The 25,667-nt window shown below is 40.0% G+C and carries 24 protein-coding genes and 1 pseudogene (1 of these 25 running past the window's edge); 24 read left to right on the top strand and 1 reads right to left on the bottom strand.

Annotated elements, in window-relative coordinates; all coding sequences use genetic code 11:
- Positions 1–64 precede the first annotated feature (64 nt).
- From A3H37_09350 to A3H37_09315, 8 genes are all read left to right on the top strand, one after another.
- Complete coding sequence (locus A3H37_09350) at positions 65–1,153, top strand: hypothetical protein (protein ID OGL51599.1); 1,089 nt, start codon at positions 65–67, stop codon at positions 1,151–1,153.
- A gap of 119 nt (positions 1,154–1,272) precedes the next feature.
- Positions 1,273–1,977 (top strand): hypothetical protein, encoded by a 705-nt coding sequence (locus A3H37_09345; GenBank protein OGL51550.1) that lies wholly within the window; start codon positions 1,273–1,275, stop codon positions 1,975–1,977.
- Between the two features lie 163 nt (positions 1,978–2,140).
- Positions 2,141–4,045 carry a hypothetical protein gene (locus A3H37_09340; protein ID OGL51598.1) on the top strand — a complete coding sequence of 635 codons (1,905 nt, stop codon included), beginning with the start codon at positions 2,141–2,143 and terminating at the stop codon, positions 4,043–4,045.
- A gap of 104 nt (positions 4,046–4,149) precedes the next feature.
- Positions 4,150–4,935, top strand: coding sequence for a hypothetical protein (locus A3H37_09335; protein OGL51549.1), 786 nt, complete (start codon positions 4,150–4,152; stop codon positions 4,933–4,935).
- 189 nt (positions 4,936–5,124) lie between these two features.
- Positions 5,125–5,307, top strand: a complete 183-nt coding sequence (locus tag A3H37_09330) for a hypothetical protein (GenBank protein ID OGL51548.1) — start codon at positions 5,125–5,127, stop codon at positions 5,305–5,307.
- Positions 5,308–5,481: 174 nt separating this feature from the next.
- Positions 5,482–7,983, top strand: coding sequence for a hypothetical protein (locus A3H37_09325; GenBank protein ID OGL51547.1), 2,502 nt, complete (start codon positions 5,482–5,484; stop codon positions 7,981–7,983).
- Positions 7,970–8,539: a hypothetical protein gene (locus A3H37_09320; protein OGL51546.1), complete on the top strand. Its 570-nt coding sequence runs from the start codon at positions 7,970–7,972 to the stop codon at positions 8,537–8,539. The genes A3H37_09325 and A3H37_09320 overlap by 14 nt, the downstream gene beginning before the upstream one ends.
- Positions 8,532–9,725, top strand: coding sequence for a hypothetical protein (locus A3H37_09315; GenBank protein ID OGL51545.1), 1,194 nt, complete (start codon positions 8,532–8,534; stop codon positions 9,723–9,725). Before A3H37_09320 ends, A3H37_09315 begins: the two co-directional genes overlap by 8 nt.
- A 204-nt stretch (positions 9,726–9,929) precedes the next feature.
- On the opposite strand, the gene A3H37_09310 is transcribed toward A3H37_09315, so the two are convergent.
- Entirely contained in the window at positions 9,930–10,880 is a 951-nt protein-coding gene (locus A3H37_09310) for a hypothetical protein (protein OGL51544.1), read from the bottom strand.
- Positions 10,881–11,176: 296 nt separating this feature from the next.
- Between A3H37_09310 and A3H37_09305 the strand changes: the two genes are divergently transcribed.
- The 16 genes and pseudogenes from A3H37_09305 to A3H37_09230 form a co-directional block, all read left to right on the top strand.
- A complete protein-coding gene (locus A3H37_09305) occupies positions 11,177–11,626 on the top strand; it encodes a hypothetical protein (protein ID OGL51543.1) in 450 nt (149 codons plus the stop codon).
- Positions 11,627–11,750: 124 nt separating this feature from the next.
- On the top strand, positions 11,751–13,274 hold the full coding sequence (locus tag A3H37_09300; GenBank protein OGL51542.1) for a hypothetical protein: 1,524 nt from the start codon (positions 11,751–11,753) through the stop codon (positions 13,272–13,274).
- 357 nt (positions 13,275–13,631) lie between these two features.
- Positions 13,632–15,140, top strand: a complete 1,509-nt coding sequence (locus A3H37_09295) for a leucyl aminopeptidase (GenBank protein OGL51541.1) — start codon at positions 13,632–13,634, stop codon at positions 15,138–15,140.
- Positions 15,137–16,132, top strand: a complete 996-nt coding sequence (locus A3H37_09290) for a hypothetical protein (GenBank protein ID OGL51540.1) — start codon at positions 15,137–15,139, stop codon at positions 16,130–16,132. Before A3H37_09295 ends, A3H37_09290 begins: the two co-directional genes overlap by 4 nt.
- A gap of 111 nt (positions 16,133–16,243) precedes the next feature.
- Positions 16,244–16,780 carry a hypothetical protein gene (locus A3H37_09285; GenBank protein OGL51539.1) on the top strand — a complete coding sequence of 179 codons (537 nt, stop codon included), beginning with the start codon at positions 16,244–16,246 and terminating at the stop codon, positions 16,778–16,780.
- 58 nt (positions 16,781–16,838) lie between these two features.
- A complete protein-coding gene (locus A3H37_09280) occupies positions 16,839–17,321 on the top strand; it encodes a hypothetical protein (protein OGL51538.1) in 483 nt (160 codons plus the stop codon).
- Between the two features lie 223 nt (positions 17,322–17,544).
- Positions 17,545–18,525 (top strand): hypothetical protein, encoded by a 981-nt coding sequence (locus tag A3H37_09275; protein OGL51537.1) that lies wholly within the window; start codon positions 17,545–17,547, stop codon positions 18,523–18,525.
- A gap of 62 nt (positions 18,526–18,587) precedes the next feature.
- Positions 18,588–18,758: a ferredoxin gene (locus A3H37_09270; GenBank protein OGL51536.1), complete on the top strand. Its 171-nt coding sequence runs from the start codon at positions 18,588–18,590 to the stop codon at positions 18,756–18,758.
- 150 nt (positions 18,759–18,908) lie between these two features.
- Positions 18,909–19,454, top strand: a complete 546-nt coding sequence (locus tag A3H37_09265) for a hypothetical protein (GenBank protein ID OGL51535.1) — start codon at positions 18,909–18,911, stop codon at positions 19,452–19,454.
- Positions 19,455–19,471: 17 nt separating this feature from the next.
- Positions 19,472–19,711, top strand: a complete 240-nt coding sequence (locus tag A3H37_09260) for a hypothetical protein (GenBank protein OGL51534.1) — start codon at positions 19,472–19,474, stop codon at positions 19,709–19,711.
- A gap of 12 nt (positions 19,712–19,723) precedes the next feature.
- A complete protein-coding gene (locus tag A3H37_09255) occupies positions 19,724–20,713 on the top strand; it encodes a hypothetical protein (protein ID OGL51533.1) in 990 nt (329 codons plus the stop codon).
- Positions 20,710–21,699, top strand: coding sequence for a 2-oxoisovalerate dehydrogenase (locus A3H37_09250; protein ID OGL51532.1), 990 nt, complete (start codon positions 20,710–20,712; stop codon positions 21,697–21,699). Before A3H37_09255 ends, A3H37_09250 begins: the two co-directional genes overlap by 4 nt.
- A gap of 15 nt (positions 21,700–21,714) precedes the next feature.
- Complete coding sequence (locus A3H37_09245; protein ID OGL51531.1) at positions 21,715–22,959, top strand: hypothetical protein; 1,245 nt, start codon at positions 21,715–21,717, stop codon at positions 22,957–22,959.
- Positions 22,960–23,114: 155 nt separating this feature from the next.
- Complete coding sequence (locus A3H37_09240; protein OGL51530.1) at positions 23,115–24,479, top strand: aspartate ammonia-lyase; 1,365 nt, start codon at positions 23,115–23,117, stop codon at positions 24,477–24,479.
- 183 nt (positions 24,480–24,662) lie between these two features.
- Positions 24,663–25,397, top strand: a complete 735-nt coding sequence (locus tag A3H37_09235; protein OGL51529.1) for a hypothetical protein — start codon at positions 24,663–24,665, stop codon at positions 25,395–25,397.
- 86 nt (positions 25,398–25,483) lie between these two features.
- Positions 25,484–25,667, top strand: a pseudogene (locus A3H37_09230) (hypothetical protein) (it continues 71 nt past the right edge of the window).

Here is a 25,667-nt window from a genome sequence, read left to right as displayed (position 1 = left end):
ATCAAAGAGATTTACAACAGGAAGGACCAATTTTCCCTTTTCAGCAATAATAGGGCAGGAGAAGATGAAGTTAGCCTTAATCCTTAATGCCATCAATCCACAGATTGGGGGAGTACTCGTAAGAGGGGAGAGAGGGAGCGGCAAGACAGTGGCTGTGAGGGGACTTGCAGATGTTCTTCCTGAAATAGAAGTGGTGAAGAACTGCAAATTCAGATGTGACGCAAGGGATATAAGCAAGATGTGCTCTATATGCAGGTCAAAATTTGAGAAGGGGGAGAAACTTCCATCTGTGATGCAGAAGATGCACATAGCAGAGCTTCCTGTTGGTGCAACTGAGGACAGGGTTGTCGGAACTCTGAACATAGAAAGAGCTATCAAAGAGGGAGTTAAAGCCCTTGATGTTGGAATACTTGCTGAAGCAAACCGCGGGATTCTCTATATTGACAACATTAACCTTCTTGATGACCATGTAATGGATGTGCTTCTTGATTCTGCGGCAATGGGAGTCAACATTGTTGAAAGGGAAGGGGTATCGGTTTCCCATCCTGCAAGTTTTATGCTTGTTGGCACAATGAATCCTGATGAAGGGGAATTGAGGCCTCAGCTCCATGACCGCATGGCATTCCACGTTGCGGTAAAAGGGGTCCATGATTTGAACAGCAGACTTCAGATTGTAAAGCATATTCAGGAGTTTGAAAAGGATCCAATTCTTTTTAAAGAAAAATATGAGATTGCAAACAGGGATATAACAAAGCGTATAATTCATGCAAAGGAACTGCTTCCAAAAGTTAATATGGATAAGCATTTTCTGAGAATAATAGCAAGGATGTGCATAGAACTTGATGTTGACGGTCACAGGCCTGACATAATCATAACAAGAGGTTCAAAGGCAAAGGCTGCCTATGATAGCAGGACAGAGGTCAACGAAGATGACATCAGGCTTGCAAGTGAGATGACTTTAGGGTTCAGGATGAGAAGGACTCCATTTGAAAATGCAGCACTGGGTGTTGAGAAATTCAAACAGGTAATGGAATATGCTAAAGAGATGGAAGAAAAGAGTGCGGCTGAAAAGAAGAAGGGGAAGCTAATTAAACTTGAAAAAGTAAAGGCAAAAGCTACGAAGAAAAAAGCAAAGGTTCAAGGTGCAAAATAAATATTATAACATGACAGGCGGGACGCCTGTCCTACTGGTTTAGAATAAATTATTTACTAATGTAGGATAGCCGTCTTGGCTGTCCTTTAATGTTAATGAAATATTCAGGAGAATTAGCCATGCATGATGTCAAAAGAGATTCTTTGTTTGAAGATAAAGGGTCAAAGAAAAAACATGTGAGTAAGAAGTCTCATCATTCTCATGGAGACGAGCATGACCACGATGAAAAGCTTGCATCAAAATATCCTGGTTATGAACTCAGGCATGTGCATGAGGATGATGAAGAACACGACCACGGCGAACAAGAGGATTACCAAGGTCATGACCACGACTCCAACCATGAAGAAGAAGAATACCATGCCCACGAAGACGAGGATGAGCACCATCACAATCATCCGAGAGATACTTTTTCTGACAGGGCTTTTGAACATCTTCATGATCATGGCCACCAGCTTTTACATTCTCATCACCATGTTCACCACAGGGAGGAGGCAAGCGTTGTACACAAATGGTTCAATAACCCTGCAAGGGACTGGTTTGCCCTTATTGTTGTCGGATTGCTGACAGCTTTGAGCGGGCTTGGTGTGGTGGGTGGAACTCTTGGCAGGGGGTTTCTTGTAATGGCTTCAGTAATTGGACTTTTCCCTCTGGTAAAGAATTCAGTTATAAGAGGTATTATTGAAAAGAGATTTAATGCTGATTTGGCGGTGAGTCTTGTTTTAATAATTGCCATGATTTATGGGCAGATGTTCTATGTGGCAGTGACTCTGTTTTTAATTCTGCTTGGCAGTTTTTTGAGATTGGATTTTTCGTGGAATAAGTGAAGTAAAAGGGTTCAAGGGGTCAAGGATTCCAGGGATCAAGTGAGATAAACCCAAACCCCATATTTTTATTTTTTTACTTTGTATTTTCCTTGAACCCTCGAATCCTTGAACCCTTTTGTTTGGAGCAGATATGCATGATGTAGCAAGGGAATGTCTGATTGAGATGGCAGCTTCTTCGCATTCCCGTGAGAATAAATCTCACAGAGGGCTCGAAGAGGCTGTTAAAAGATGGGAAGATTTTTTAAGCCCGGTTCTTTCCGTGATTTTTATAATTGCAAGCTGGATTTCAGGCTCTGATAAAACCACTTTTGGGATTAACCTCTCTTTTGTTGCAATTGTTTTAAGCGGTTATCCAATAGTCAAAAATGCAATAATCTCAACAATAGAAAACAGAAAGCTCAATGCAGAGGTTCTTGTTGCGTGTGCTCTTTTTGCATCAATCCGGGTTGGCGAATACCTTGCAGGCGCAATTGTTGTCCTGATGATGAATGTTGGAGAACTCCTTGAGGATATAACCATTGCAAGAACAGGACAGGCAATAAGAAAGTTGATGGAATTATCTCCTGAAACAGCAACAGTCATAAGGGGAAGGGAAGAAGCAGTTGTTGATATAGATGAAGTCGTGGTTGGCGACCTTGTGGTTGTAAAACCCGGTGAAAGGATACCTGTTGACGGTATAATTGATGTTGGAGAAGGTGAGGTTGACCAGGCATCAATCACCGGAGAATCAATGGCAGTCTACAAAAAGATGGGTGATGAGGTTTTCGGAGGGACAATAAACAGGGCAGGGGTTCTGATAATTAAAACAACAAAGATTGGAAAGGATACGACTCTTTCAAAGATAATTGAGCTTGTGAAAAAAGCGCAGGCATCAAAACCACCAATTGAAAGAATTGCTGACAGGTTCTCAACCTGGTTTACACCATCAATGTTAACACTTGCCATAATGGTATATTTGCTGACAGGGAGTGTTCTGAGGGCTGTTACTGTGCTTGTAGTTGCCTGCCCGTGTGCCCTTGTAATAGCTACTCCAACAGCAGTTGTTGCAGGGATAGGCAATGCAGCAAGAAAAGGGATTTTAATTAAGGGCGGGGCAACACTTGAAGCAATGGGAAAGCTTTCAGCCTTTGTGTTTGATAAAACAGGGACTCTTACTTATGGGACTCCTGAGGTGAAAAATATTAAGGGGTTTAACAGTGCTTCTGAGTCTGAAGTTCTGGAGATAGCTGCAACTGCTGAAAAATATTCTGAACATTCCCTTGGCGGGGCAATTCTTAAAAAAGCAGGGCAGTCTGGAATAAGTGTTCCGTCTCCTGAAAAGACAAGAGCAATTGTTGGAAAGGGAGTTGAAGCCATGGCTTTTGGAGAAAGAATACTTGTTGGAAACACAAGGCTTTATGAAGAAATGGGAGTAGATATTCCTGATGAGGCAAATGAGTTCATAAACAGAGAGCTTGATGATGGGAAAACATCAGTCCTTGTTTCAAGAGATAACAGAATAATAGGGGGTATAAGCATAGCTGATAAAATAAAGGAAGAAGTTTTTCAGACAGTAAAAGATATCAGGTCTCTTGGAATAAAAAAGGTAATACTTCTTACCGGAGATAACAAAAAAGCTGCTGAGGCTACTGCAAGGGGTGCCGGGTTTGACGAGATTGTAGCTGACCTTTTGCCTGAAGGAAAGGTTGATTACATCAAAAAATTAAAAGATAGCGGAGAGAGGGTTGCAATGGTTGGAGACGGAATAAATGATGCTCCGGCCCTTGCGATGGCAGATGTTGGCATTGCAATGGGCGCAATCGGAACTGATGCAGCAATTGAAGCAGCCCATATTGCACTTGTCTCTGATGATATAGCAAAAGTGACGGAAGGGATCGCTCTTAGCAGGAAGACTGTCCAGATTATAAAACAGAGCCTTGCTATTTCTATAGCCATAAATGCCTTTGCCCTTCTCCTTGCATCTTTTGGAACAATAGGTCCTGTTGCAGGGGCAGTTGTTCACAACATAGGCTCTCTGGTTGTTGTAGGGAATTCATCAAGGCTGATAGGGTACAAGTATAAAGATTAATCAGGGGTTCGAGGATTCAAGGGTTCGAGGGTTGGGATTTGATTTTCACTTAAATCCTAGAACCCTAGACCCCTTGAACCCTTTTTTACGAAAGGGAAAATTTTATGAACGGTGTGATTTCTAATTTTACTTCTATTTTGGGGCTGTTAGGACTGCCCATACTTCTTGGGCTTCTCCATGGCTTAAGTCCGTGTGAACATTCATGGCCTATATTAGCGCCTTTTGCAATAACTGCAAAGACTATGAAAAAGCTGTTCTATATAAGTTTAATGTTTTGCGCTGGAACGACTGTTGCCTGTATTCTTTTAGGGATAGCTTTTGGTGTTATAGGTGATTTCATCCCTATGAACTGGAGTGCTTACATGGGGGCAGGCACAGCAGGTATTCTGATTATTCTTGGAATTATTCTAATATTTAAGCCGACGTGGCTTCATTTTGACCACGAACATGATGACCACGACCATGACCATGGACATAGCCATAGCCATGAAACCAGCCACAGCCACAGCAAAGACCACAGAGAAAAACCTGCAAAGCCAGGCAAGAAAAAATTTAAACACGGAATCTACTGGGGAATGTTTTCGCTAAGCTTTATCAATATGATTCTCCCGTGTCCTGCTACTCTACCAATGTATACATTAGCTCTTAAATCAGATAGCATTCTTTCCAGTGTGTTAATTTTTTTAGCCTACGCTATAGCTACTACGCTTGTTGTTTTGATAATGACCTATTTTATTGGCAGGGCTTCAATGTTTTTGAAGAAGTTGAATCAGGAAAAATATGAAGTTATGTTTACAAGGATTAGTGGGGTTCTGATAGCTATTTTTGGCCTTTATATGGCGTTGGAGGAACTTAATCATATTTATGGATTTGGATTGCCTGGATTCTAATAACACTTTTTGGTATCTACATGGCGCTTGTCCAGTTTGAAAGCTTCAAACATCTGAAACCGGACTGGATACTTTAAAAAGTCGAAAGTCGAACTGGAGAAAGATGAAGGAGCTGGGGATAAAAAAGCTGTGAGTTTGAAATAAGTAGTCAGTGAACAGTAGTTAGTATTTTATTAAAAGGATATTTTTATGAAGGCAGTTAAGAAAAAAATAGGGAAAAGCTTCAAGGTCTGCCCTAAATGCGGCTATAGAAACGGTTTTCACATAATGTTTGAAAGGTCTGGAAGAAGTGAAAAGTCAAAATATAAAATAAAACTAATCTGTCCTAACTGCAGTCAGGTTTTTGATGTTGGGTTCAAGGCGGAGTTTTGATTTCTGAAATTCTCTTTTTCAAACACCGTTTTCAATACAGGGGTTTTCAAGAAAGGCAGGGAATGTCTTGGATAAAGGTATTAAAAAACAGGCAATTGTTGGCGGATAGCATGTAGTTGACATCGGGGATATGTTGTTGTAAGATTCCTACCAAAGAAAATTCTCAAAATTTTTTTGCTTTATAATACTTCTGAAACACTTCCTGTTGCAGGAGAACCTTCCGGGGAATGGAGAATGTTTATGAGCGATGATATCCATTCTGAGTCTACAATAAAAAAACTTTCACTGCTGTGCATTGCAGTAACAGTAGGCTTCAGTTTGCTTGCGATTGCAGGCTGGATGACTAATTTCCTTATCATTACAAGAATCAGCAATAAATATATTCCAATGGCTCCAAGCACTGCTATGTCGTTTATCCTGTTGAGCAGCGCATTGTTTTTTCATGCACGTCTGCCATTGAGTAATTTTGGCAAGATAATTTCCAGAATTAACGTATTTCTGTCTTTACTTATGAATTCTATTATAGCTGGCAATTTTTTTGGCTTAACAGGTTTTGATATTGAAAACCTGTTTGTTCCTGAGCCGGAAAGATTTGGTGAAGTTTTAATAGGTAGAATGTCGCCAATTACGGCTTCTCTTTTTTTACTATCCGGTTTGGCGCTTCTGTTAATGCTTTTCGCCTCATCAAAAAACAGAGAAAGGGTCAGAAATCTGTCAGGAGAGCTTGCTGTTGCTGTAGTTCTTATAGGTTTTATAGTATTGATAGGTTATTTGTATGGAAGCCCGTTATTATATGGCGGGAAAGTAATACCGGTAGCGCTTACAACAGGAATCGCTTTTGTATTTTTTGGCTTGGGAATTATTTTTTCTCAGGGTTCAGCCTGCTGGCCAACAAAATTATTCATCGGTTCATCAGTTTATTCCCGTATGATGCGGGCATTCCTTCCATTTGTTCTTGTCATTATCATGCTTGGTCATTTGCTGGAAAATATATTTTTATCGCGGGTAACCAGCCATACATTGCTATCATCATTAGTGGCAATCCTTTCGTTGATTATTGCCTCTTTCCTCATATCGAAAATATCTCGTGTGATTGGAAGAGAAATTGATATCGCTGAAACCAGGCGCAGAGAGGCAGAGGAGGTGCTTATTGAAAGTGAAAAAAAATACCGGAGGCTGTTTCAGGAATTTAATACATTGCTTGATGCTATTCCTGACACGCTGGTTTTACAGAATCCTGACCTGAAAATAATCTGGGCAAATCGTGGAGCTGCAGAGGGTTTGGGTATAGAGGTTTCAGATATAGAGGGAAAGCATTGTTATGAATTGTGGCATAAACGTTCAATTCCTTGTGCTAAATGCCCTGTTTTGATGAGCTTTCAGACAGGGAATATAGAAAATTTAGAAAATGTAAGCCCTGATGGCAGGAAGTGGGATTTACGGGCATTTCCTGTAAAGGATGAAAAAGGGAAGGTAGTGAATATACTTGAGATTGCCAGAGATATTACAGAGCACAGAAAACTTGAAAACCAACTCCGTCAGGCGCAGAAGATGGAAGCGATTGGCAATCTTACAGGAGGTATTGCGCATGACTTTAACAATATCCTTACAGCAATAATAGGTTATAGTGAAATCCTTGCTTCTAAAACCAGAGGAGATGAACAGTTAAGTAATTATGTTGAGCAGATATTTAAATCTTCAAAGAGGGCTGCTGATTTAATTCAGAGTCTCCTTGCCTTCAGCAGAAAACAATTAACCGATTCGAGGCCGTTAAATATCAATGATAGTGTGAAAGGAATGGAGAAATTTCTTAGAAGGGTTATTGGGGAGGATATTGAGCTTAATTTAACCCTTGCAGATAAAAATCTTATTGTGATGGCAGATTCTGGCCAGATGGAGCAGGTATTGATGAATCTTGTTACAAATGCAAGGGATGCAATGCCAAAGGGAGGAGTTTTAACAATAAGCACAAATATTAAGGAACTGGATGAGAAATTCAAAAAAACCTATGGCTACGGGAACACCGGAAGGTATGCCAGCATTTCTGTTACAGATACAGGTGTTGGTATGGACAGAGAAACAATAGGAAAGGTATTTGAACCATTTTTTACAACCAAGGAGGTTGGCAAAGGGACAGGGCTTGGACTGTCAATGGCTTACGGAATAATCAAGAAGCACAATGGTTATATTAATTGCTACAGCGAGCCCGGGAAGGAAACAAGGTTTAGTATATATCTGCCATTAACTGAATCTAAGGTTGAGAAAACAGAAGCGGCAGAAAAGACGGTTTCAGTATTTGGAAAAGAAACAGTGCTTGTGGCAGAGGATGACAGCGGAGTCAGGGGGTTTGTAAAAAGTATTCTTGAGGAATATGGTTATAAGGTGATTGAGGCAGTTGACGGGAATGATGCAATAAAAAAATTTATTGAGAATAAAGATAAAATAGATTTCCTCGTCCTTGACGTGGTGATGCCTAATAAAAACGGAAAAGAGGCATATGAGGAGATAAGAAAGATAAAAAGTGATATTAAGGCGCTTTTTACAAGCGGATACACAGCAGATATCATATATAATAAGGGGTTTGTTGAGGAAGGATTTAATTTTATTTCCAAACCTGTTTTGCCAACAGAACTTTTAAAAAAATTAAGAGAGATACTGGACAGTGGAACTGTTTGAAGCTATTAGGGGACGAAGGAGTGTCAGGAAGTTTAAGCCTGACAGGATTGATAAAAAGATAGTTGCTGAGGTTATTAAGGCGGCTTTGTGGGCTCCCTCATACCTTGACCACCAGAACTGGTGGTTTGTTGTCTTAACAGGAGAAGAAAAAGAGAGGCTTTATTCTTTCCTGAATGAACGCTTCCAGTATATTGTAAGCGCCATGGAGGGTGAGCTTTCAGAGAGGACCAAGACGATTACAGCACAGTTCCTCAGCTCTTCAGGAAGAGCGCCTGTACTGATTGTGGTTTTTTCAGAGATAAGCTCCTCTTCAAGCCACAATGCAATCCTCTCGGTTGCGGCATCAATAGAAAACCTTCTTCTTGCAGCCTATTCAAAAGGGCTTGGAAGCTGCTGGACAAGCGGGGTAATATATATATCAGAGGATGTAGGAAATTTTTTGAATATCCTTGATAAGGAGCTTGTCGCATTAATAACCCTTGGCTACCCGGACGAATCTCCCTCTCCGCACCAGAGAAAGCCTGATAAAGTTATCTGGAAGGGGTTTGATGACTGAGAAGATAAAAACCGGGACAGGAAAGATTTCAATCCTTCTTGCTGACGATTCAGAGGCATCCTGCCGCATAATCAGGAAATTTCTTGAGGACGAGAATTTTGAGGTCATCCCTGCAGGGAATGGTCTTGAAGCATTAAAACTTGCAGCAGAAAAATTTCCTGACCTGATTATTCTTGATGACATAATGCCTGTGTTAAACGGTTTTAAAACCTGCTCCAGATTAAAAGAGAATAACAAGACACGGCTGATACCGGTCCTTGTAATAACTTCCCTGCGTGAGCAGGATGACAGAATAAAGGCAATGAATTCAGGGGCTGATGACTATATTACAAGGCCTGTTGAAAAAAGAGAACTTTGTTTCAGGGTTAATCGCCTTCTTGAAATGAAGAGGAAAAACTATGAGATTGTTCTTCTTGAAAGGCTTACCTCGCTTGGAAGGCTTGCAGGAGGGGTTGCTCACGAGATTAATAACCCCCTGACAGGTGTTGTTACAAACATAGAGATGCTTAAGAATATGAGCGACAGATTAAATGAGGATGAATTTAAAAGTATATGTAAAAAAAATAAAATAAAAGGGAAGGCATTTAAAAACTTAAATACATATTTTGCTGAACTGAAAAAGACAGAGGAGAAAAAGAAAAGAATGCTTGACCTTGCAATAAAGGGAGGCAGAAGGTGCAGTAAGATTGTCGGAGAACTTCTGTCTTATTCATCAGCACAGCGCAAGTGGTCGCCGTCAAAGGTCAGCGTAAAGGAGGTTGTGCAGAAAGCCCTGAGCCTTGCAAAGAGTCGCTTCAAAGAGCTTGGAGTTAAAATAGATTTTAACTCTGGCAACGATGCAATTGAGACAATGGGGAATAAATGGGAGCTCCAGCAGGTGTTCATGAGTCTGATTGCAAATGCCTTAAATGCGGTTGAAAACAGAGAGCTTAAAAAAATAACTATATCAGTTGCAAAAGAAAGGAAGAATGTAGTTATAAGAGTAAGAGACTCAGGGTGCGGCATACCAAAAGAAAACCTTAATTCAATATTTGATTATTTTTATACCACAAGGGATGAAGGAGAGGGGTTCGGGCTTGGACTTTCAACTGTATATGAAATTATTCTGAAGCACGACGGTTCAATAGATGTTGACAGCGAGGTTGGAAGAGGGACTGAGTTTGTGGTGAGGATGCCGTTGGTGTGATGATAAAATCAAAGATTAAAAAATGAATTATCTCTCAGTAAAGTAGGCTCTTTGGCAATGTCATTGCGAGCGATAGCGAAGCAATCTCATCTAATAGCTGATGACTGAATGCTGACAGCTTAAAATCGAGATTGCCACGCTCCCTTTGGTCGCTCGCAATGACAGACATGGAATTGTCAGACAGCATGGGAAGTAATGGCTTTTTTACTTAGATCTTTCTGATATATACTTAAACGCGGATTCTGCGGCAATAGAGCCTTCACCGCTTGCAGAGATTAAAAGCTTCAGTTTTCCTTTATAGGAAACCATATCACCACAGGCAAAAATTCCTTCCTTTGATGTCATCATTTCTGAATCGACCTTTACTCCTGCGCTGTCAACTTCAAGACCCCAGTCTTTGAGTTTTTTGAAATTCGGTATTAGCCCTGCATTTATTACAACCATATCAGTTTTCAGTTTTTCATATTTTTTTTCTTCACGGTTAAAGAGGATTGCTTCATTTACCCTTTCAGCTCCTAAAATTTCCTTAAGCTCTGTATGGAATTTTACTTTAACTTTAGAATTCATTATTGCTTCCCTGTAAAACTCATAGGCTTCAAAGGATTTATTGCGGTGGATTAAAGTTACTTCCTTTGCCGCATCTTTTGTTGTGAGGGCTGCTTCAAGGGAACTGTTTCCTCCTCCAACACATAATATTCTTTTATCTTTTACAGCTTTCATCTCAGGAATTCCATATGCGACGCCGCATCCGATTAACTCCTGTTCGCCGATAATTCCAAGCGCCCTTGGCTTGAATACTCCTATTCCCATGGACAGTATTACTGCTTTTGCCCTGTATGAACTGCTGGAGGTTGTTATATCAAACCCGTCTTTTGCAGGTTTTATATCTTCTGCCCTTTCTTCTGAAATGAAATCGATCCCAAGTTTTTTTGTCTGCCTGATTATGCTGCCTGCAAGCTCTGCTGCGAGAATCAGGTCATAAGATGGATAATCCATTATTGGCTTGGATGAATAGACAGAGGTTAATTGTCCGCCGGGCTCCCTGTAATCAATTATCAGGGTTGAGAGTTTTCGCATCCTGCAAAAGATACCTGCTGTAAGCCCTGCAGCTCCAGCGCCGACTATTATGACGTCAAACTTTTTTCTGCCTGCCAAGTTTTCCCTTCATTGGTCAGCTGTTAGTTAACAGCGGATAGTATATAGTGAACAGTGAATAGTAGTCAGTATTTAGTTCTAAGTTAATAGTACTAACTACTGTTAACTAAATCTATTCACAATGGTTCAATCCTAAAGGAACAAGGGATGGATTTCAATTGAATTTTCTCTAAAAGGCTGGCTTAATGAAAAAACTTAAAATATTTTTAGAAATCTCAAATAAAACTTGACATTAACGTAAGGGTTATATATATTGGGCGCAGATAAAGATTGATTAATAAAATGAGGTGCTTAAAATGCAGATTGGAGATTTAGCAAAAAAGGCAAATATATCGCTGAGGACTATCAGATATTACGAGGAATTAGGTATTTTACTTCCTGCAGAGAGGTCAGCAGGAGGCTTCAGAAGATACGATAAGAAAGATTTTAACAAAGTTATGACAATTCAGAGGCTTAAGTCAGTTGGACTAACCCTTTCTGAAATAAAAGAGCTCTTCACTATACGCAAAAAAAGCAGTGTTGGCGGGGAGGCTGCAAGAAAAATATATGATTTTCTTGAAAAGAGGTCTTTTGGTCTGGATGAGCGGATAGAGAAGTTTCAGCAGATAAAGGAAGATATTGAGGTATCCAAGGAACTGGTAAAGAAGTGTTTTGAATGCAAGAGGAAGATTAATAATTGTCTCAGGGAATGTAATATTAAAGGCAAGTATAAAGAAGTTCCCAAATTGTTCAGCGCAGTAATTTAAGTTTTTTTTAATAAAAATGATGTTTACGTAAGAAATTAGATTAGAGAGAAGGATTAAAATTAATAATGATTTATAAACAGAGTTTAAAATAAACCTTCATTTTTTTATCTATGAAAGGAAAACAATGAGAACCCTTAATGACGAATTAACTGAGTCAAATGATGAACTTAAGACTGCTCTTTACAGTGAACCTGAAAAAATTGTTTCAGAAGAGCTCAATGATAATAGTGGCGAGAAGGGTTTTTTGTCCGCTTCAAATAAATCCGGTGATTTTGAAGAAGACCCTATTTTGAAATATTACAGAGAGATAGGCGTGAACTCCTACCTTACCCGTGAAAAGGAACTTGAGAGTTTTGAGATTCTTCAGAAAGCACGGGATGAAGCCACTAAAGCAGTAATAGCGTCCCCATTTTCCATTTCAGAGATAATCAGGCTCGGAACGGAACTAAAAGGGCGCAATATTAAAGTAAAAGAGGTGCTTGGGGTAAACCCCTTTGATGAAATGTATCTGATGGGAGCTGAGAAAAAAAGAGAACAGATTATTTCAGTAATAGATAGGGTAATAGATAAGGAAAAGCAGATAAACTCTTATCTGAAGCTCCTGAAAAGGTGCAGCAGGGAAGGCAGAAAATTTGAGAAAATAAAAAATGACACAAGGAAATGCCACGGAGAAATTATATCCCTTATAAAAAATATTCCGTTTAACCTTGACCAGATTGAGGCGCTTGGTCAAAGAACAATTGAGATAGCAAATGGGGTTTTGAACAGCAAGAAAGAGGGAAAGCGTGCAAAGAGAAAGGATTTAACAGCAGATAAAAGGCTGGCAGGGAACAGGGATGAATGGGGGAAATGGGAACCGGTAGTTTCTGCTGAGGAGTTAAAGAAACTTGCAAATAGTATAAGGGAAGGTCAGTTAATTTACAAACAAACAAAAGATAAACTGATAAAAGCAAATCTCCGTTTTGTTGTCAGCGTATCAAAGAAGTTTGAAAACAGAGGGCTTCAGTTGCTTGACCTGGTTCAGGAAGGGAATATTGGTCTGATGACTGCCATTGACAAGTTTGACTACAAGAGAGGGATAAAATTTTGCAGTTATGCTCACTGGTGGATACAGCAAATGATTATGAAAGCCCTTATGGGACAGGCAAAAACCATAAGAATACCTGTTCATATTGTAGAAAAGATAAGAAAGCTCAAATGGGCTTTCAGAACCCTGTCTCAGGAGTTTAAAAGAAAACCAACAATAAGAGAAATGGCAGAGAAGGTAAAGGTTCCTGAGGATTTTGCAAGAATGGTATTGAATATTCAGAAGGAGCCTATTTCTCTTGATAAAACCAATGAGGAAGAAGAGAATGAATCGACATTAATGGGTTTTGTTGAGGATACAGATTCTCCTTCACCTGAAAACGATTTGAGCGACAAGGAGCTTCAGAAGCAACTGCGCGAGGTTTTGAAGTCCTTATCTCCAAGAGAGGCAAGGATTGTGAGAATGCGCTTTGGAATAGATTTTAATGTGAACCATACACTTGAAGAGATAGGAGAAGATTTCTCTCTTTCAAGAGAAAGGGTAAGGCAGATAGAGGAAGAGGCAATCAATAAACTGAGAAGAATCATGGGAATCAGAAAGTTAAAATCATTTCTGAACTGAAAACAGATTTAATCCTTTGATTCAAAGAAAATATTATAGCAGGGGTTCAAAATTTTGAACCCCTGCTTAGTTTGTATCCTTAAATAGCAGTTTTCTGAAAAAGTCCCTTTTTGACCGTCATTGCGAGGAACGAAGTGACGAAGCAATCTGGAACTCATTGATTTATAAGAAACCGAGATTGCGGAGTTTATCCCGAGCGAGATTGCTAGGGCTAAAGCCTTTCGCAATGACGAGCAAGGGACCTGCTCGCAAACTTGCTGCAAGGGGCTTCAAAATCCGTTGACTTAGAAATTAAACCTTAGTATGAAGTAAAGGAATTTTAAGATACCTAATCGTTAGAAAGGAACCTGGTTTTTTATGAGAATATCAATTAAAACCGGCAGAGTTGAAAAAGAAAAAGCTGAAGCTATAATACTATTCTTTTTTGAAGGGTTCAATAAAGACAGCGAGGTATACAAAAAACTGAATTCAGCACTTAAGGGGATGCTTGCGGATGTAGCAGGAAGCGGTGAATTTACAGGAAAAATTGACCAGAGCACACTCCTTCATACAAACCAGTTTATTAATGCAAAAAGGCTGCTTCTTACAGGTCTTGGCAAGGGTAAAGATTTACATATTGATATAATCCGCAGAAAGACAGGAAATGCTCTGAAAAGACTCAGAGATGCAAGAATAAGCAAGGCTGTCATAGCTATTCCGGAAAAAATTCCAAACAATATTAAGACAGAAGAACTCTGCCAGAGCATAGCAGAGGGCAGTGAGCTTGCTCTTTTTGAATTTGATAAACTGGCAACAGCAAAGAAAGAAGAGAAAAAAGAGATTAAAGAGCTAGTTCTCCTTTTGAATAACAAAAAAACTTTTGGTAAGGCATCAAAAGGGGTTGAGATAGGGAAAAAAATTTCTGATGCAGTTAATATGAGCCGTGAGCTGATTGTAAAACCTGCAAACTATACAACTCCGACATTTCTGGCTGAAAAGGCAAGAGAAATATCCGGGCGACTGAGGCTTAAATGCAGGGTACTTGGGGAAAGAGAGATTAGAAAACTCAAAATGGGGGCATTTCTGTCAGTTACCAAGGGGAGCTATGAGCCTCCGAAGTTTATTATACTTGATTATTGTCCCAAAAATGCTGGCAATAAAACTGTAGCCCTTGTTGGCAAGGGAATTACTTTTGACAGCGGGGGAATCTCTTTGAAACCGAGCCGGAACCTTCACAAAATGAAGTATGACATGGCAGGAGGAGCTGTTGTTCTTGGAGTGATTCAGGCTGCGGCTTCTTTAAAACTTCCTTTGAGAATAGTCGGGCTTATTCCTGCCACTGAGAACCTTCCCGGCGGCTCTGCCACCAAACCCGGAGACGTCGTTGTTTCCCTTTCAGGCAAAACTATAGAGATACAGAACACTGATGCTGAGGGCCGCCTGATACTTGCTGATGCTCTCTACTATGCAAAAAGATTCAATCCTGATGCAATTATAGACCTTGCCACATTAACAGGCGCATGCTTTGTTGCCCTTGGTGACCAGGCAATAGGGATGATGGGGAACAATAACGGTCTGATGGATATGTTCAGGAAGGCAGGTGAAAAAACATTTGAAAGGGTATGGGAACTGCCCCTGTGGAAGGAATATGACGAGCAGATTAAAAGCGATATAGCAGATGTTAAAAATATCGGAAGCGACGGCGGTGCAGGAGCAATCCTTGGCGGGATTTTTCTGAAGAAATTCGTTAATGATTTTCCGTGGGTGCATCTTGATATTGCGGGTACTGCCTGGAATGACAGGGACAGGGATTATAGTCCAAGGGGAGCAACAGGGGTTGGCGTAAGGCTTATTACTGAGGTATTGAGAAACTGGAGAGATATATGAGATACATAATTGTTGGATGCGGGGCAGCAGGTTTGAGCGCTGCAAAAGAGATCAGGGATTCGGACGCAAAAAATGAGGTTGTTTTAATCTCAGATGAGGTTAACCCTTTTTATATAAGACCTGCTATTTGCGATTTTCTGTCAGGAGAGCTTAAAGAAGATGATTTATTTTTCAAAAGTGAATCTGTTTCAGAAGGCATAACTGTAATAAGCGGTAAAAAAGTTTTAAAGGTCTTGCCTGATGAGAATGCAGTTGTTTTAAGCGATGGTAAAAAGGAAAAATATAATTTTCTCCTTCTTGCTACAGGAGGAAAACAGAAATTTCCTCAGAAACTTTTGGTTCACAGGGAAAAAGTATTTACACTGAAAACATTTGCTGACGCATACAGATTAAAAGAAAGGGTTCAAAACGCCTTAAGAATACTTGTTTTTGGCGGCGGATATATTGGAGTTGAACTGCTGAGAGCGCTCAAAAGACAGGAGGTAGAAATAATATATCTGAGCAAATCCGGACTGTTCTGGCCGTCAGGACTTACAGATATTTCAGAAAAAGAGGTAGAGAAAAAACTCAGGGATGAAGGAATTTCCGTTTTTCCTGATGAGGGAATAAATGATATTATAGACAGCAACGGGAAAGAATACCTGGTTTTTACAGACGAAGGCAAAGAGATAAAATGCCAGTTTATAGGTGTGGCTCTCGGACTTGAGCCTGATACAGACTTTTTGACTGGCAGCGGTATAAAATGCGATAAAGGGATTTTAGTTAGTGAGGAGTTGAGGACAAACATTGCAAATATCTATGCAGCAGGGGATGTTGCGCAGGTTTATGATATAAATAAAAAGATTAACAGAATAAATTTTGGATGGCATAGTGCCTCTGTACAGGGGAAAACAGCAGGGCAGAATATGGCTGGCGGAAATGTAGTCTATATTTCAGATGAAGATAAATTTTTTCATAAGCTGTACGGGAAAAGGCTTGCGGAGAGATGGTGATTTTATAAAATTTTGTGAAGAGTTTCAGGTTTGGTAATTTGAGTTTTGAAATTTGGAATTTAGTAAGTAACAAAGTTTAAAACCAATAAGAGAAAAAAAGGGGGTAGCAGTATGGCAAGTGGTAATAAGGATGCTCTTGAGGCTCTTAAATTTGCTATAAAATTTGAGAAAGACGGGTATAATTTTTATACAAAGGCAAACAAAAAAACCAAGAATTTAGTTGGCAGGGAAATGTTTAAATATATTGCTGATGAAGAAAAAAAACACATTGAAAAAGTCAAGTCAATTTATGAGAAGCTTAAGAAATCTGGCGAGTGGCCCAAAGCAAGTAAAAAGAGTGTGGGGAAGAAAAAAGTTGCGGACTTTGAAACTATTTTTACAAGAGTAAAGGGTGAGATTATAAAAATTCTCAGGGCTGATTCCGGAGATGTAGAAGCCCTGAAGATAGCAAAAGAGATGGAGGCAAAGGGGTATAAATTTTACCAGAAGAGAGCAGATGAAACAGATAATCCTCTTGAAAGGGCATTTTATGAAGAACTTGTTAAAGAAGAAAGCAATCATTATGAAATTTTAGAAAACACTTATGAATATCTGTCAAATCCGAGCGACTGGTTTTCAAATAAAGAGAGACCGATTTATGAGGGATGATGAATCTCATGTTTTATATAGTAACCTGAAATAATTTTATTCAGAGGAGGAGGAATTAATGAGTTTAAAAGACATAATAAAATTGATGAAGGAGGCTATTCACGCTGAAATTGATTCGCAGGGTTTTTATAAAGAAGCGGCAAAGTGCACCAAAAAGAAGGAAGCAAAAAGAGTGTTCAATCTTCTTGAAGGGGATGAGAAGAGGCATGAAAAAATCCTGACAGAAAGACATAAAAGCCTTACAAGTGACCCTTTGCCTGAAATGAAGCCAAGGGCAAAATGGATAAAAATGGCAAGAAATATGGTCGAGAGCAAGACCAACCAGATTGATGCCCTGAGGATTGCCATAAATGCTGAGAGAAAAGCCCATAACCACTATATGAAGATGGCTGATAAGGCTGAAGACAAGCTTCTTGAAGAGGTAATGGAACTCCTTGCTCAGGATGAGCGGGGACACGAGCAGATACTGGTTGCAGAGTACAGGGCACTGACTCACCAGCCGTTTGATGATTATGAGCTTGATCTTTATGTAAGGGAATAAATAATGAAATCCTAAATCCTAATTTCTGAATTCTAAACCCCGTTAGAAATTAAAATTTCTAAGCGGGGTAAACAAATTCAAAATTCTAATGACCTAAATCCAAAACATTAATCCAAACCATTTTTGAACATTTGAATTTTGGATTTAGATATTGTTTAGGATTTTGGATTTAGAATTTTTTAACATAAAAGTAAATAAGCTAAGGATAGAAGAATAACGAAATATGTTTGAAAAAGTAGTAGAAATCATAAGGGAACATTCTAAGTTCCTAATTACAACCCATATAAATCCTGATGGTGACGGGCTTGGTTCAGAAGTTGCTCTTGCAGCTATGCTTAAAAAAATTGGCAAAGAGGCTTTTATTATAAATGAAAGTCCAATACCTGAGAACTATCTGTTTTTAAGTAAATATGGTGACATAAAAGTTTTTTCAAAAGAGTATATAAACATCATACGGAAGGCTGATGTGATTTTTGTTGTTGATATCAGCAACTGGGAAAGAGTCGGGGAGTTTGGTTCTCTTATTATGAGAGAGAGCAAGGCATTGAAAATCTGTGTTGACCATCATCCGTCAAACTCAGGTTTTGCAGATTTAAATATAATAGATGAGAGGGCTTCTTCAACAGGGGAGTTGATATATGACCTTGGAGAATCTCTTGAGATTCCTCTTAATGAAGATATAGCTACAGGGATTTATGTTGCAATAATGACAGATACAGGTTCATTCAGGTTCCCAAGCACCACTTCAAGAGTCCATATGATTGTCTCAAGGCTTCTTGAGAAAGGTATCAGGCCTGAAAAGATTTACAGGGAGATTCATGAGAGACGTTCACCATCAAGAATGAAAGTACTAGGGAGAGCCCTTTCAAATTTAAATATAGAATGCGAAGGAAAAGTTGCCTGGTTTTATGTTACCAAAGAAATGCTTGAAGAGTTTAACCTGAATACAGAAGAAACTGACGGTTTTGTCAATATGCTTGGCGATATCAGAGAAGTTATAGTTTCAATATTCTTTTTAGAAAGAAACGGAAAAGAGGTAAAAGTCAGCCTGCGGTCAAAAGATGATTATAATGTGAACAAAATTGCCAACCGTTTAAATGGCGGCGGACATGTGCGCGCGGCAGGAATATTAATGGAAGCTTCACTGAAGGAAGCAATTGAAAAAGTTCTTGGCGAAGTCAAAAAATATTTGACAAAAGAATAGATAATTGGCTCATATTGGTAGAGAAATACAAAATTATAGTTCTTAAAGAATAAGGAGAGAAAATGTCTCACAAGATAATTGAGGAATGTATTGCCTGCGGAGCCTGTGCTGAAAGTTGCCCTGAAAAGGCTATAAGTTCTGGTGAAACAATATATGTAATTGATCCGGCAAAATGCACTGATTGTGGAACATGTGCCGAGGTATGTCCTGTGGATGCATGCAAACCTGCATAATAATAGGGAGATATGTAAGTGAGAAAATGGAGGTGCGGTGTGTGCGGATATATTTACACAGGTTCAGAACCGCCTGAAAAATGTCCGCGATGCGGGGCACCAAGAGAAAAGTTTGTTGAGATTTTGAATTAAATTATAAGAATATCCCCCTTGCCTCAATGCAGAGGCAAGGGGAAAGCTTTTAAAAAGAAAAGGCCTACAATGATTGACAAGGATTTGACAGCAGTTGAAATTCTGGGAATCGGTGCAAGGTCAGAAGAGGAATCTTATAAACTTTACAGAAAATTAGCCCAGAAAGTAAAAAACAAAATTGTAAAGGAAAAGCTTTTAAGCCTTGCCAGAGAAGAAAAACTTCATAAAGAAATGCTCCTGAAGAAATACAACGAGCTTACAGGAGAAAAGTTTCCCCCTATCCCGCCAAGGGGGAGAGAAAGAAAAGAAACCATCAATACTGAAGAGATTGCCATAAAGGAACTTATTCAGATAGCTATCAGCAAAGAGAGAGAGGCATATAAGCTCTATTCCCTCGGAGCGTCAAAAGCCAAGGATTTAAGCGGAAAGTGTATGCTTGAATACCTGGCAGGTTTTGAAAAAAACCATGAAAGGATTTTAAAGACTGAGCTTGAAATTCTTGAACGGTTTCCCAAATGGTTTGAAGAAGAAGACGGTTTCAGGTTTACTCATGTGGGACCATAAGGTTATGAGGATGTATTATGGTAAATTTCAAATCTCAAATTCCAAATAAATACCAAACTAAAGCTCTCCACAGCCAAGCAAGTTGCCCGACAATGTCATTGCGAGAAGCGAAGCGACGAAGCAATCTCGCTTTAAAGCTGACAGCTATCAGCTTACAGCTAAAACTGAGATTGCCACGCTCCCTTTGGTCGCTCGCAATGACGGAAAAGGAATTGTCGAACAGCCTGCAAGCTACAGGGAATGTACTCACTATGTAATTATTTTATCAGATGGGGGTGATTGCAATAGCTAACAAACCAGAAAATAACCAGCTAAAGGAATTATATTATTTATTATTATTAACAAGAAACCTTGATGAGAGAGCGCGAAAACTGTTCAAGCAGGCAAGGTTTACAGGCACCTATTTTTCCGCTGTTGGACAGGAGGCAACAACAGTAGTTCCAACCTATGGATTGAAAAAGGAGGATGTTATTGCGCCGTCACACAGAGAGATAGGCGCAAACGTTGCAAAAGGCGTTCCAATAAAATATATTATGGCTCAGATTTATGCCCGCAAAACCAGCCCTGATAAAGGGAAATCACATCCCTGCCATTATGGCTATGCCCCGCTGAATGTCATAACCCCTGCAAGCACTGTGGCAGGGCAGGTTGTTGTTGGAACAGGAGCAGCACTGGCTTTTAAGATAAAGAAAACTGACAATGTGGTTTTGAGTTTTTTTGGAGATGGGGCTACAAGCAGGGGAGGTTTCCACGAGGCATTAAATTTTGCGGGAATTCATAAACTGCCAATTGTGTACATCTGCCAGAACAACCTTTGGGCTGAATCAGTACCTTTAAATCTTCAGACCGCGCTTACAGTTCTTTCAGAGAGGGCTAAGGCGTATGGTTTTGAAGGAGTTACGATTGATGGGAATGATGTCGTTGAAGTAAAGAAAGCTGCAGGTGCAGCCATTGAAAAAGCGCGAAAAGGCGACGGACCCACATTCATAGAATGCAGAACCTATCGCTGGTATGGCCATTCAGAAATAGACCCTGCAAATTACAGGGCAAGCGAAGAAGTGGAAGAGTGGAAAAAGAAAGACCCGATTCCCCGTTTTGAGAAATACCTTTTGGGGAAAAAGATTTTGAGTGAGCAGGAAAAAAATCAGATTTTTGGAAGGATTGAGAAAGAGATAGACGAGGCTGTGGAGTTTGCTGAAAAGAGCCCTTATCCGGCTCCGGAAGAAGCACTTGAGGATGTATATTATGAAGGAGAATGAAAGTGAAAAAAGTAACCTTTATCGAAGCAATAACTGAAGCCCTTGCAGAAGAGATGGAAAGGGATGAGAGAGTGTTTCTTATGGGAGAAGATATCGGGTTATACGGAGGAGTTTTCAAAGCGACCAAAGGGTTGCAGGAAAAATTTGGTCCAATGAGGGTGATTGACACTCCTATCTCTGAGGCATTTATTGCAGGAGGGGCTGTCGGGGCTGCATTGATGGGAATGAGGGCAGTACCTGAGATACAGTTTGCTGATTTCATTACTCCTGCAATGGACCAGATAATACAGCAGGCTGCAAAACTGAGATACAGGTCAGGAGGGAGTTACAAGGTTCCTGTTGTTTTCAGAGTCTGCTGTGGCGGAGGAATCGGCGGAGGGCTTTACCATTCACAGAGCAATGAGGCATGGTTTGTTGACCAGCCGGGATTAAAGGTTGTATTTCCTTCAACACCATATGATGCAAAAGGGCTTCTGAAAGCCTCTATCCGTGATGGTAATCCTGTGATATACTTTGAACATAAGAAACTATACCGCAGCATAAAACAGGATATACCAGAGGAAGATTATATTGTTCCTATTGGCAAGGCTCAAGTTAGGACAAAAGGTGACAAGGTCAGCATAATAACTTATGGATTAATGGTTCATTATTCTCTTGAAGCTGCTGCGAAACTTTCAAAGGAAGGAATATCTGCTGAAGTAATAGATTTGAGGACATTGCTTCCAATTGATAAAGAAACAATTCTTGAATCAGTGAAGAAAACAGGAAAAGCCGTAATAGTTCACGAGGCTAACAAGACCGGAGGTGTTGGAGGTGAAATTGCAGCAATCATTGCAGAAGAGGCTTTTGAATATTTGGATGCTCCTGTCACAAGGGTTGCGGGACCTGATATTCCAACAATGCCCTTTGCTCCTCCAATGGAGGATTTTTTTATGGTGAATCCTAAAAAGATTATAAATGCTGTGAGGAAAGTTGCAGCATATTAGTAAGGAGTTAATAAAATGCCTGTTCAAATACAAATGCCTCAAATGGGCGAGAGTGTAGTTGAAGGGACTATCTCGAAATGGCATAAAAAAGAGGGCGAAAAGATAAAAAAAGATGAGCCGTTAGTTGAAATAATTACTGATAAGGTGAATGTTGAGGTGCCATGCCTTGAGAACGGGATTCTTGCCAGAATACTTGTCAGGGAGGGAGAGACAGTTCCTATAGGGGCTAAACTTGCAATCATTCTTTTGCCGGGAGAAAAACTTGCTGAAGAAACTGTTTCAGATGCAAAAACAGAAGAAAAACCCAGAACCCTCAGAGAACCTGAAGATATTTTAAAAGCAGTGGAGGCAGGAGAAACTGAAAAGAAGAGGTATTCTCCTGCAGTGAGAAAACTTGCAAATGAATACGGAGTTGACCCTGCCATTATTCAGGGAACAGGCGCAGGCGGAAGAGTGACAAAGGAAGATATAATGGCTTTAGTTGAAAGACGTATTGAGGCAATAGTTGAAGAGGAGCAGGCAGAGATAAGCCCTGAATTCTGGAAACCCGCTGATTCAAAGAAAGAGGAGTTTGTTCATCTGACAGCTGTAAGGAAAATGATTGCCCAGCATATGGTAAAGAGCAAGCGCGAGGCTCCCCATGTTACCACATGGGATGAAGTTGATATGACACGGTGGGTTGATTTTTTAAGCAAGCGAAAAGATGAAATAAAAGAAAAATACGGGATAAAGCTGACATACATGCCTTTTATAATCAAGTCAGTGGTGCAGGCGCTGAAAGAATATCCAATGATCAACTCTTCCCTTGTTGGAGATGAGATTCGGATTAAGAAATACTATAACATTGGTATTGCTGTTGCAAGAGAATCAGGCCTGGTTGTTCCTGTAATTCATTCAGCAGACAAGAAATGCGTCGTTGAGCTTGCAAAAGAGATTGATGAACTCAGAATCAAGGCACAGAGCGACAAGCTAACCCTTCAGGATATACACGAAGGTAGTTTTACAATAACAAATGCCGGAGTTTTCGGGGCAATTGCTTCAACGCCAATTATAAATTACCCTGAGGTTGCAATCCTTGGTGTCCACAGGATAATGGAAAGGCCTGTTGTTGTTAAGGGAGAAATAACAAAGAGGTGGATGACGAATCTCTGCCTTTCCTTTGACCACAGGGTTGTTGACGGCGTGCCTGCTGTCCAGTTCCTGAACAGAGTAAAGGCATATCTTGAAGAACCGGAACTCTGGATATTTGAATTTTTCTGAGTTAATCATTTCGAGTTAGGTGTACAAAAATCCCCCCATCCCCCCTTTCCTAAAGGGGGTAAAGGGGGATTACAAATTGCCTGTCACATTGCTGGGGCAGAATTTGCACCATTGTTTATCTCATTGCATGTTTTGAAAAACAACTGGAGTATTAAGTGAAATACAGGAAAGAAAAGGATTATCTTGGTGAAAAACTAATACCTGATGATAAATACTACGGTGTTCAGACTTCAAGGGCTGTGGACAATTTTCCTATCAGCGGATTCACTCTTTCAAAGGAAATGATAAATGCCATTTCAGAAATTAAAATAGCAGCTGCAAAGGCGAATATGGAGCTTGAAAAACTGGATAAAAAAAAAGGCGAGGCAATAATTAAAGCTGCAAAGGAAGTTCTGGAGGGAAGGTTTGAGGGGGATTTCCCTGTGGATGCTTTTCAGGCAGGCGCAGGAACATCATCCCATATGAATTTAAATGAAGTAATTGCCAACAGGGCTTGTGAAATCCTTGGCGGAAAAAAGGGAGACAACAGCCTTGTCCATCCAAATGACCATGTAAATATGAGTCAGTCTACCAATGACGTTTTCCCCACAGCAATAAGAATTGCATCACTGAAACTTTTGGGAAAACTTCTTTCTGAAATGGATTCTCTGGGAAAGGCTTTTAAGTTAAAGGGAAGGGAGTTTAAATTTATTATTAAATCAGGAAGAACCCATCTTCAGGACGCTGTGCCGATGACTCTTGGAAATGAGTTTGGCGCCTATGGAGAATCTGTCAGAAAATGGAAGAAAAGAGCGGAAAATGCAATCGTCTCTCTGGGACTCCTTGGAATTGGCGGTAGCGCAGTGGGAAGCGGAATAAATACCCATCCAAAATACAGAGAAAGGGTTGTGAAAAATTTAAGAGGGATTACAGGATTGGATTTGAAATCATCTCCTGACCTTTTTGAGGCAATGGAAAGCATGGCGCCATTTGTCGAGCTTTCAGGAAGCCTGAAAGGCTTCTGCTTTGACCTTGTGAGAATTTGCAATGACTTGAGGCTTTTGAGCTCAGGACCAAGAACAGGTTTTGATGAAATCAACCTTCCTTCTGTGCAGCCCGGCTCTTCAATAATGCCCGGGAAAATCAATCCTGTCATGGCAGAAATGACAACTATGGTTGCTTTTCAGGTCATTGGCAATGACCTTACGATATCAATGGCAGCACAGGCAGGACAGCTTGAACTTAATGTGATGATGCCTGTGATTGCTTTTAACGTAGTAATATCACTAAGAATATTAACAAATGCATTAAAAGTTTTAAGAGAAAAATGTGTTGAGGGAATAACCGCAAATAAAGATATTTGCAGGAGATATGCAGAAAACAGCCTTGGTTTGGCAACAATCCTTAACCCCTATATCGGGTATGCAGCTGCAGCAGAGGTTGCAAAGGAGTCTAACAGGACCGGCAAGTCAATCATTGATGTCATTAGAGAAAAAAGGCTGATGAGTGATGGGGAGATTGAGAGAATTTTTAAACAGTAAGAAGTTTGTTGTTGACTTGATAGGTTACTGAAAAAAAACCAATGTCATTGCGAGGGGCAAAGCCCCGAAGCAATCTCACATCAGAGTTGACAAATGTCAGTTGGTAGCAAAAGATGAGATTGCTTCGCTTCGCTCGCAATGACGGTAGCTTAAACTATCACTATGAACTAAAAATTATTTTTTATGGAACTTAAAAACAAAGTAGCATTAGTCACTGGTTCAGGAAGGAATATGGGAAAGGCAATTGCACTCGGACTTGCTAAAGCAGGAGCAGATTTAATTATAAACTATTCTTCCTCAAAAAAAGGCGCTGAGGAAACAAGAGCAGAAGCAGAAAAAATGGGAGTGAATGCTATTGCGATTAGAGCTGATATTTCAAAAGTTCCACAGATTCAGAAAATGGTTAAAACGGCAGAAGAAAATTTTGGCGGGATTGATATTCTAGTTAATAGTTCAGGAGTTATAAAAAGGGCTCCACTTGAAGAGGTTACAGAGGAAATATGGGATACTACTGTGGATGTAAATCTCAAGGGACTTTTTTTCTGCTCTAAAATTGTTTCTGAAAGAATGAAGAAAAGAAAAAATGGCAAGATAATAAATATTTCTTCTCTCGGAGGAATAAAAGCATGGCCCTCTTACATGGCGTACTGCGCATCAAAGGCAGGTGTAATAATGCTTACAAAATGCCTTGCCCTTTCTCTTGCGCCTCATATTCAGGTCAATTCAATTGCCCCTGGCACAATAAGCTTTCCGGATGACGTAAATGAAGAGGCAAAGGAAGGTTTTCTGAAAAAAATTCCGCTCAAAAGATTTGGAGACTACGGGGATATTGTAAAAACAGTTGTTTTCCTGTGTAAGGATTCAAGCTACATCACGGGTCAGACAATAGTGGTTGACGGCGGACTGATGCTGAAGTGATGGTTGCTGACGCCATGTAATTTGACTTTTGAAATTTGAGTTTGTATTCAAGTATAAACCATTTTAAATTAGAAAGGAGCTCAAAAATGGCTGAGGCAAAAAAGAACAAAACCTATACCTGCAAAACCTGCGGCAGGTTATCAACAGATGTTAGCCACCTGTGCAACCCTGTTTATGCCGAGCTGAAGGATGCCTATGTTTGCGACTACTGCGGCAGGACAGCTGAAAATCCAAAGCATATCTGCAAGCCAAAAATTTCAGAGTTGAAAT

The organism is Candidatus Schekmanbacteria bacterium RIFCSPLOWO2_02_FULL_38_14, assembly GCA_001790855.1.
In the GTDB taxonomy this organism is placed as follows: domain Bacteria; phylum Schekmanbacteria; class GWA2-38-11; order GWA2-38-11; family GWA2-38-11; genus 2-02-FULL-38-14-A.
This window is presented reverse-complemented; position numbering and strand designations above follow the sequence as displayed.

Bases quoted from the DNA above. Each gene is read 5' to 3' on its own strand.
- A3H37_09250 (OGL51532.1), top strand. From the start codon at position 20,710: ATGAAAGTGAAAAAAGTAACCTTTATCGAAGCAATAACTGAAGCCCTT.
- A3H37_09330 (OGL51548.1), top strand. From the start codon at position 5,125: ATGAAGGCAGTTAAGAAAAAAATAGGGAAAAGCTTCAAGGTCTGCCCT.
- A3H37_09245 (OGL51531.1), top strand. From the start codon at position 21,715: ATGCCTGTTCAAATACAAATGCCTCAAATGGGCGAGAGTGTAGTTGAA.
- A3H37_09255 (OGL51533.1), top strand. From the start codon at position 19,724: ATGGGGGTGATTGCAATAGCTAACAAACCAGAAAATAACCAGCTAAAG.
- A3H37_09295 (OGL51541.1), top strand. From the start codon at position 13,632: ATGAGAATATCAATTAAAACCGGCAGAGTTGAAAAAGAAAAAGCTGAA.
- A3H37_09300 (OGL51542.1), top strand. From the start codon at position 11,751: ATGAGAACCCTTAATGACGAATTAACTGAGTCAAATGATGAACTTAAG.
- A3H37_09315 (OGL51545.1), top strand. From the start codon at position 8,532: ATGACTGAGAAGATAAAAACCGGGACAGGAAAGATTTCAATCCTTCTT.
- A3H37_09305 (OGL51543.1), top strand. From the start codon at position 11,177: ATGCAGATTGGAGATTTAGCAAAAAAGGCAAATATATCGCTGAGGACT.
- A3H37_09270 (OGL51536.1), top strand. From the start codon at position 18,588: ATGTCTCACAAGATAATTGAGGAATGTATTGCCTGCGGAGCCTGTGCT.
- A3H37_09275 (OGL51537.1), top strand. From the start codon at position 17,545: ATGTTTGAAAAAGTAGTAGAAATCATAAGGGAACATTCTAAGTTCCTA.
- A3H37_09335 (OGL51549.1), top strand. From the start codon at position 4,150: ATGAACGGTGTGATTTCTAATTTTACTTCTATTTTGGGGCTGTTAGGA.
- A3H37_09260 (OGL51534.1), top strand. From the start codon at position 19,472: ATGGTAAATTTCAAATCTCAAATTCCAAATAAATACCAAACTAAAGCT.
- A3H37_09350 (OGL51599.1), top strand. From the start codon at position 65: ATGAAGTTAGCCTTAATCCTTAATGCCATCAATCCACAGATTGGGGGA.
- A3H37_09235 (OGL51529.1), top strand. From the start codon at position 24,663: ATGGAACTTAAAAACAAAGTAGCATTAGTCACTGGTTCAGGAAGGAAT.
- A3H37_09280 (OGL51538.1), top strand. From the start codon at position 16,839: ATGAGTTTAAAAGACATAATAAAATTGATGAAGGAGGCTATTCACGCT.
- A3H37_09340 (OGL51598.1), top strand. From the start codon at position 2,141: ATGGCAGCTTCTTCGCATTCCCGTGAGAATAAATCTCACAGAGGGCTC.
- A3H37_09285 (OGL51539.1), top strand. From the start codon at position 16,244: ATGGCAAGTGGTAATAAGGATGCTCTTGAGGCTCTTAAATTTGCTATA.
- A3H37_09290 (OGL51540.1), top strand. From the start codon at position 15,137: ATGAGATACATAATTGTTGGATGCGGGGCAGCAGGTTTGAGCGCTGCA.
- A3H37_09345 (OGL51550.1), top strand. From the start codon at position 1,273: ATGCATGATGTCAAAAGAGATTCTTTGTTTGAAGATAAAGGGTCAAAG.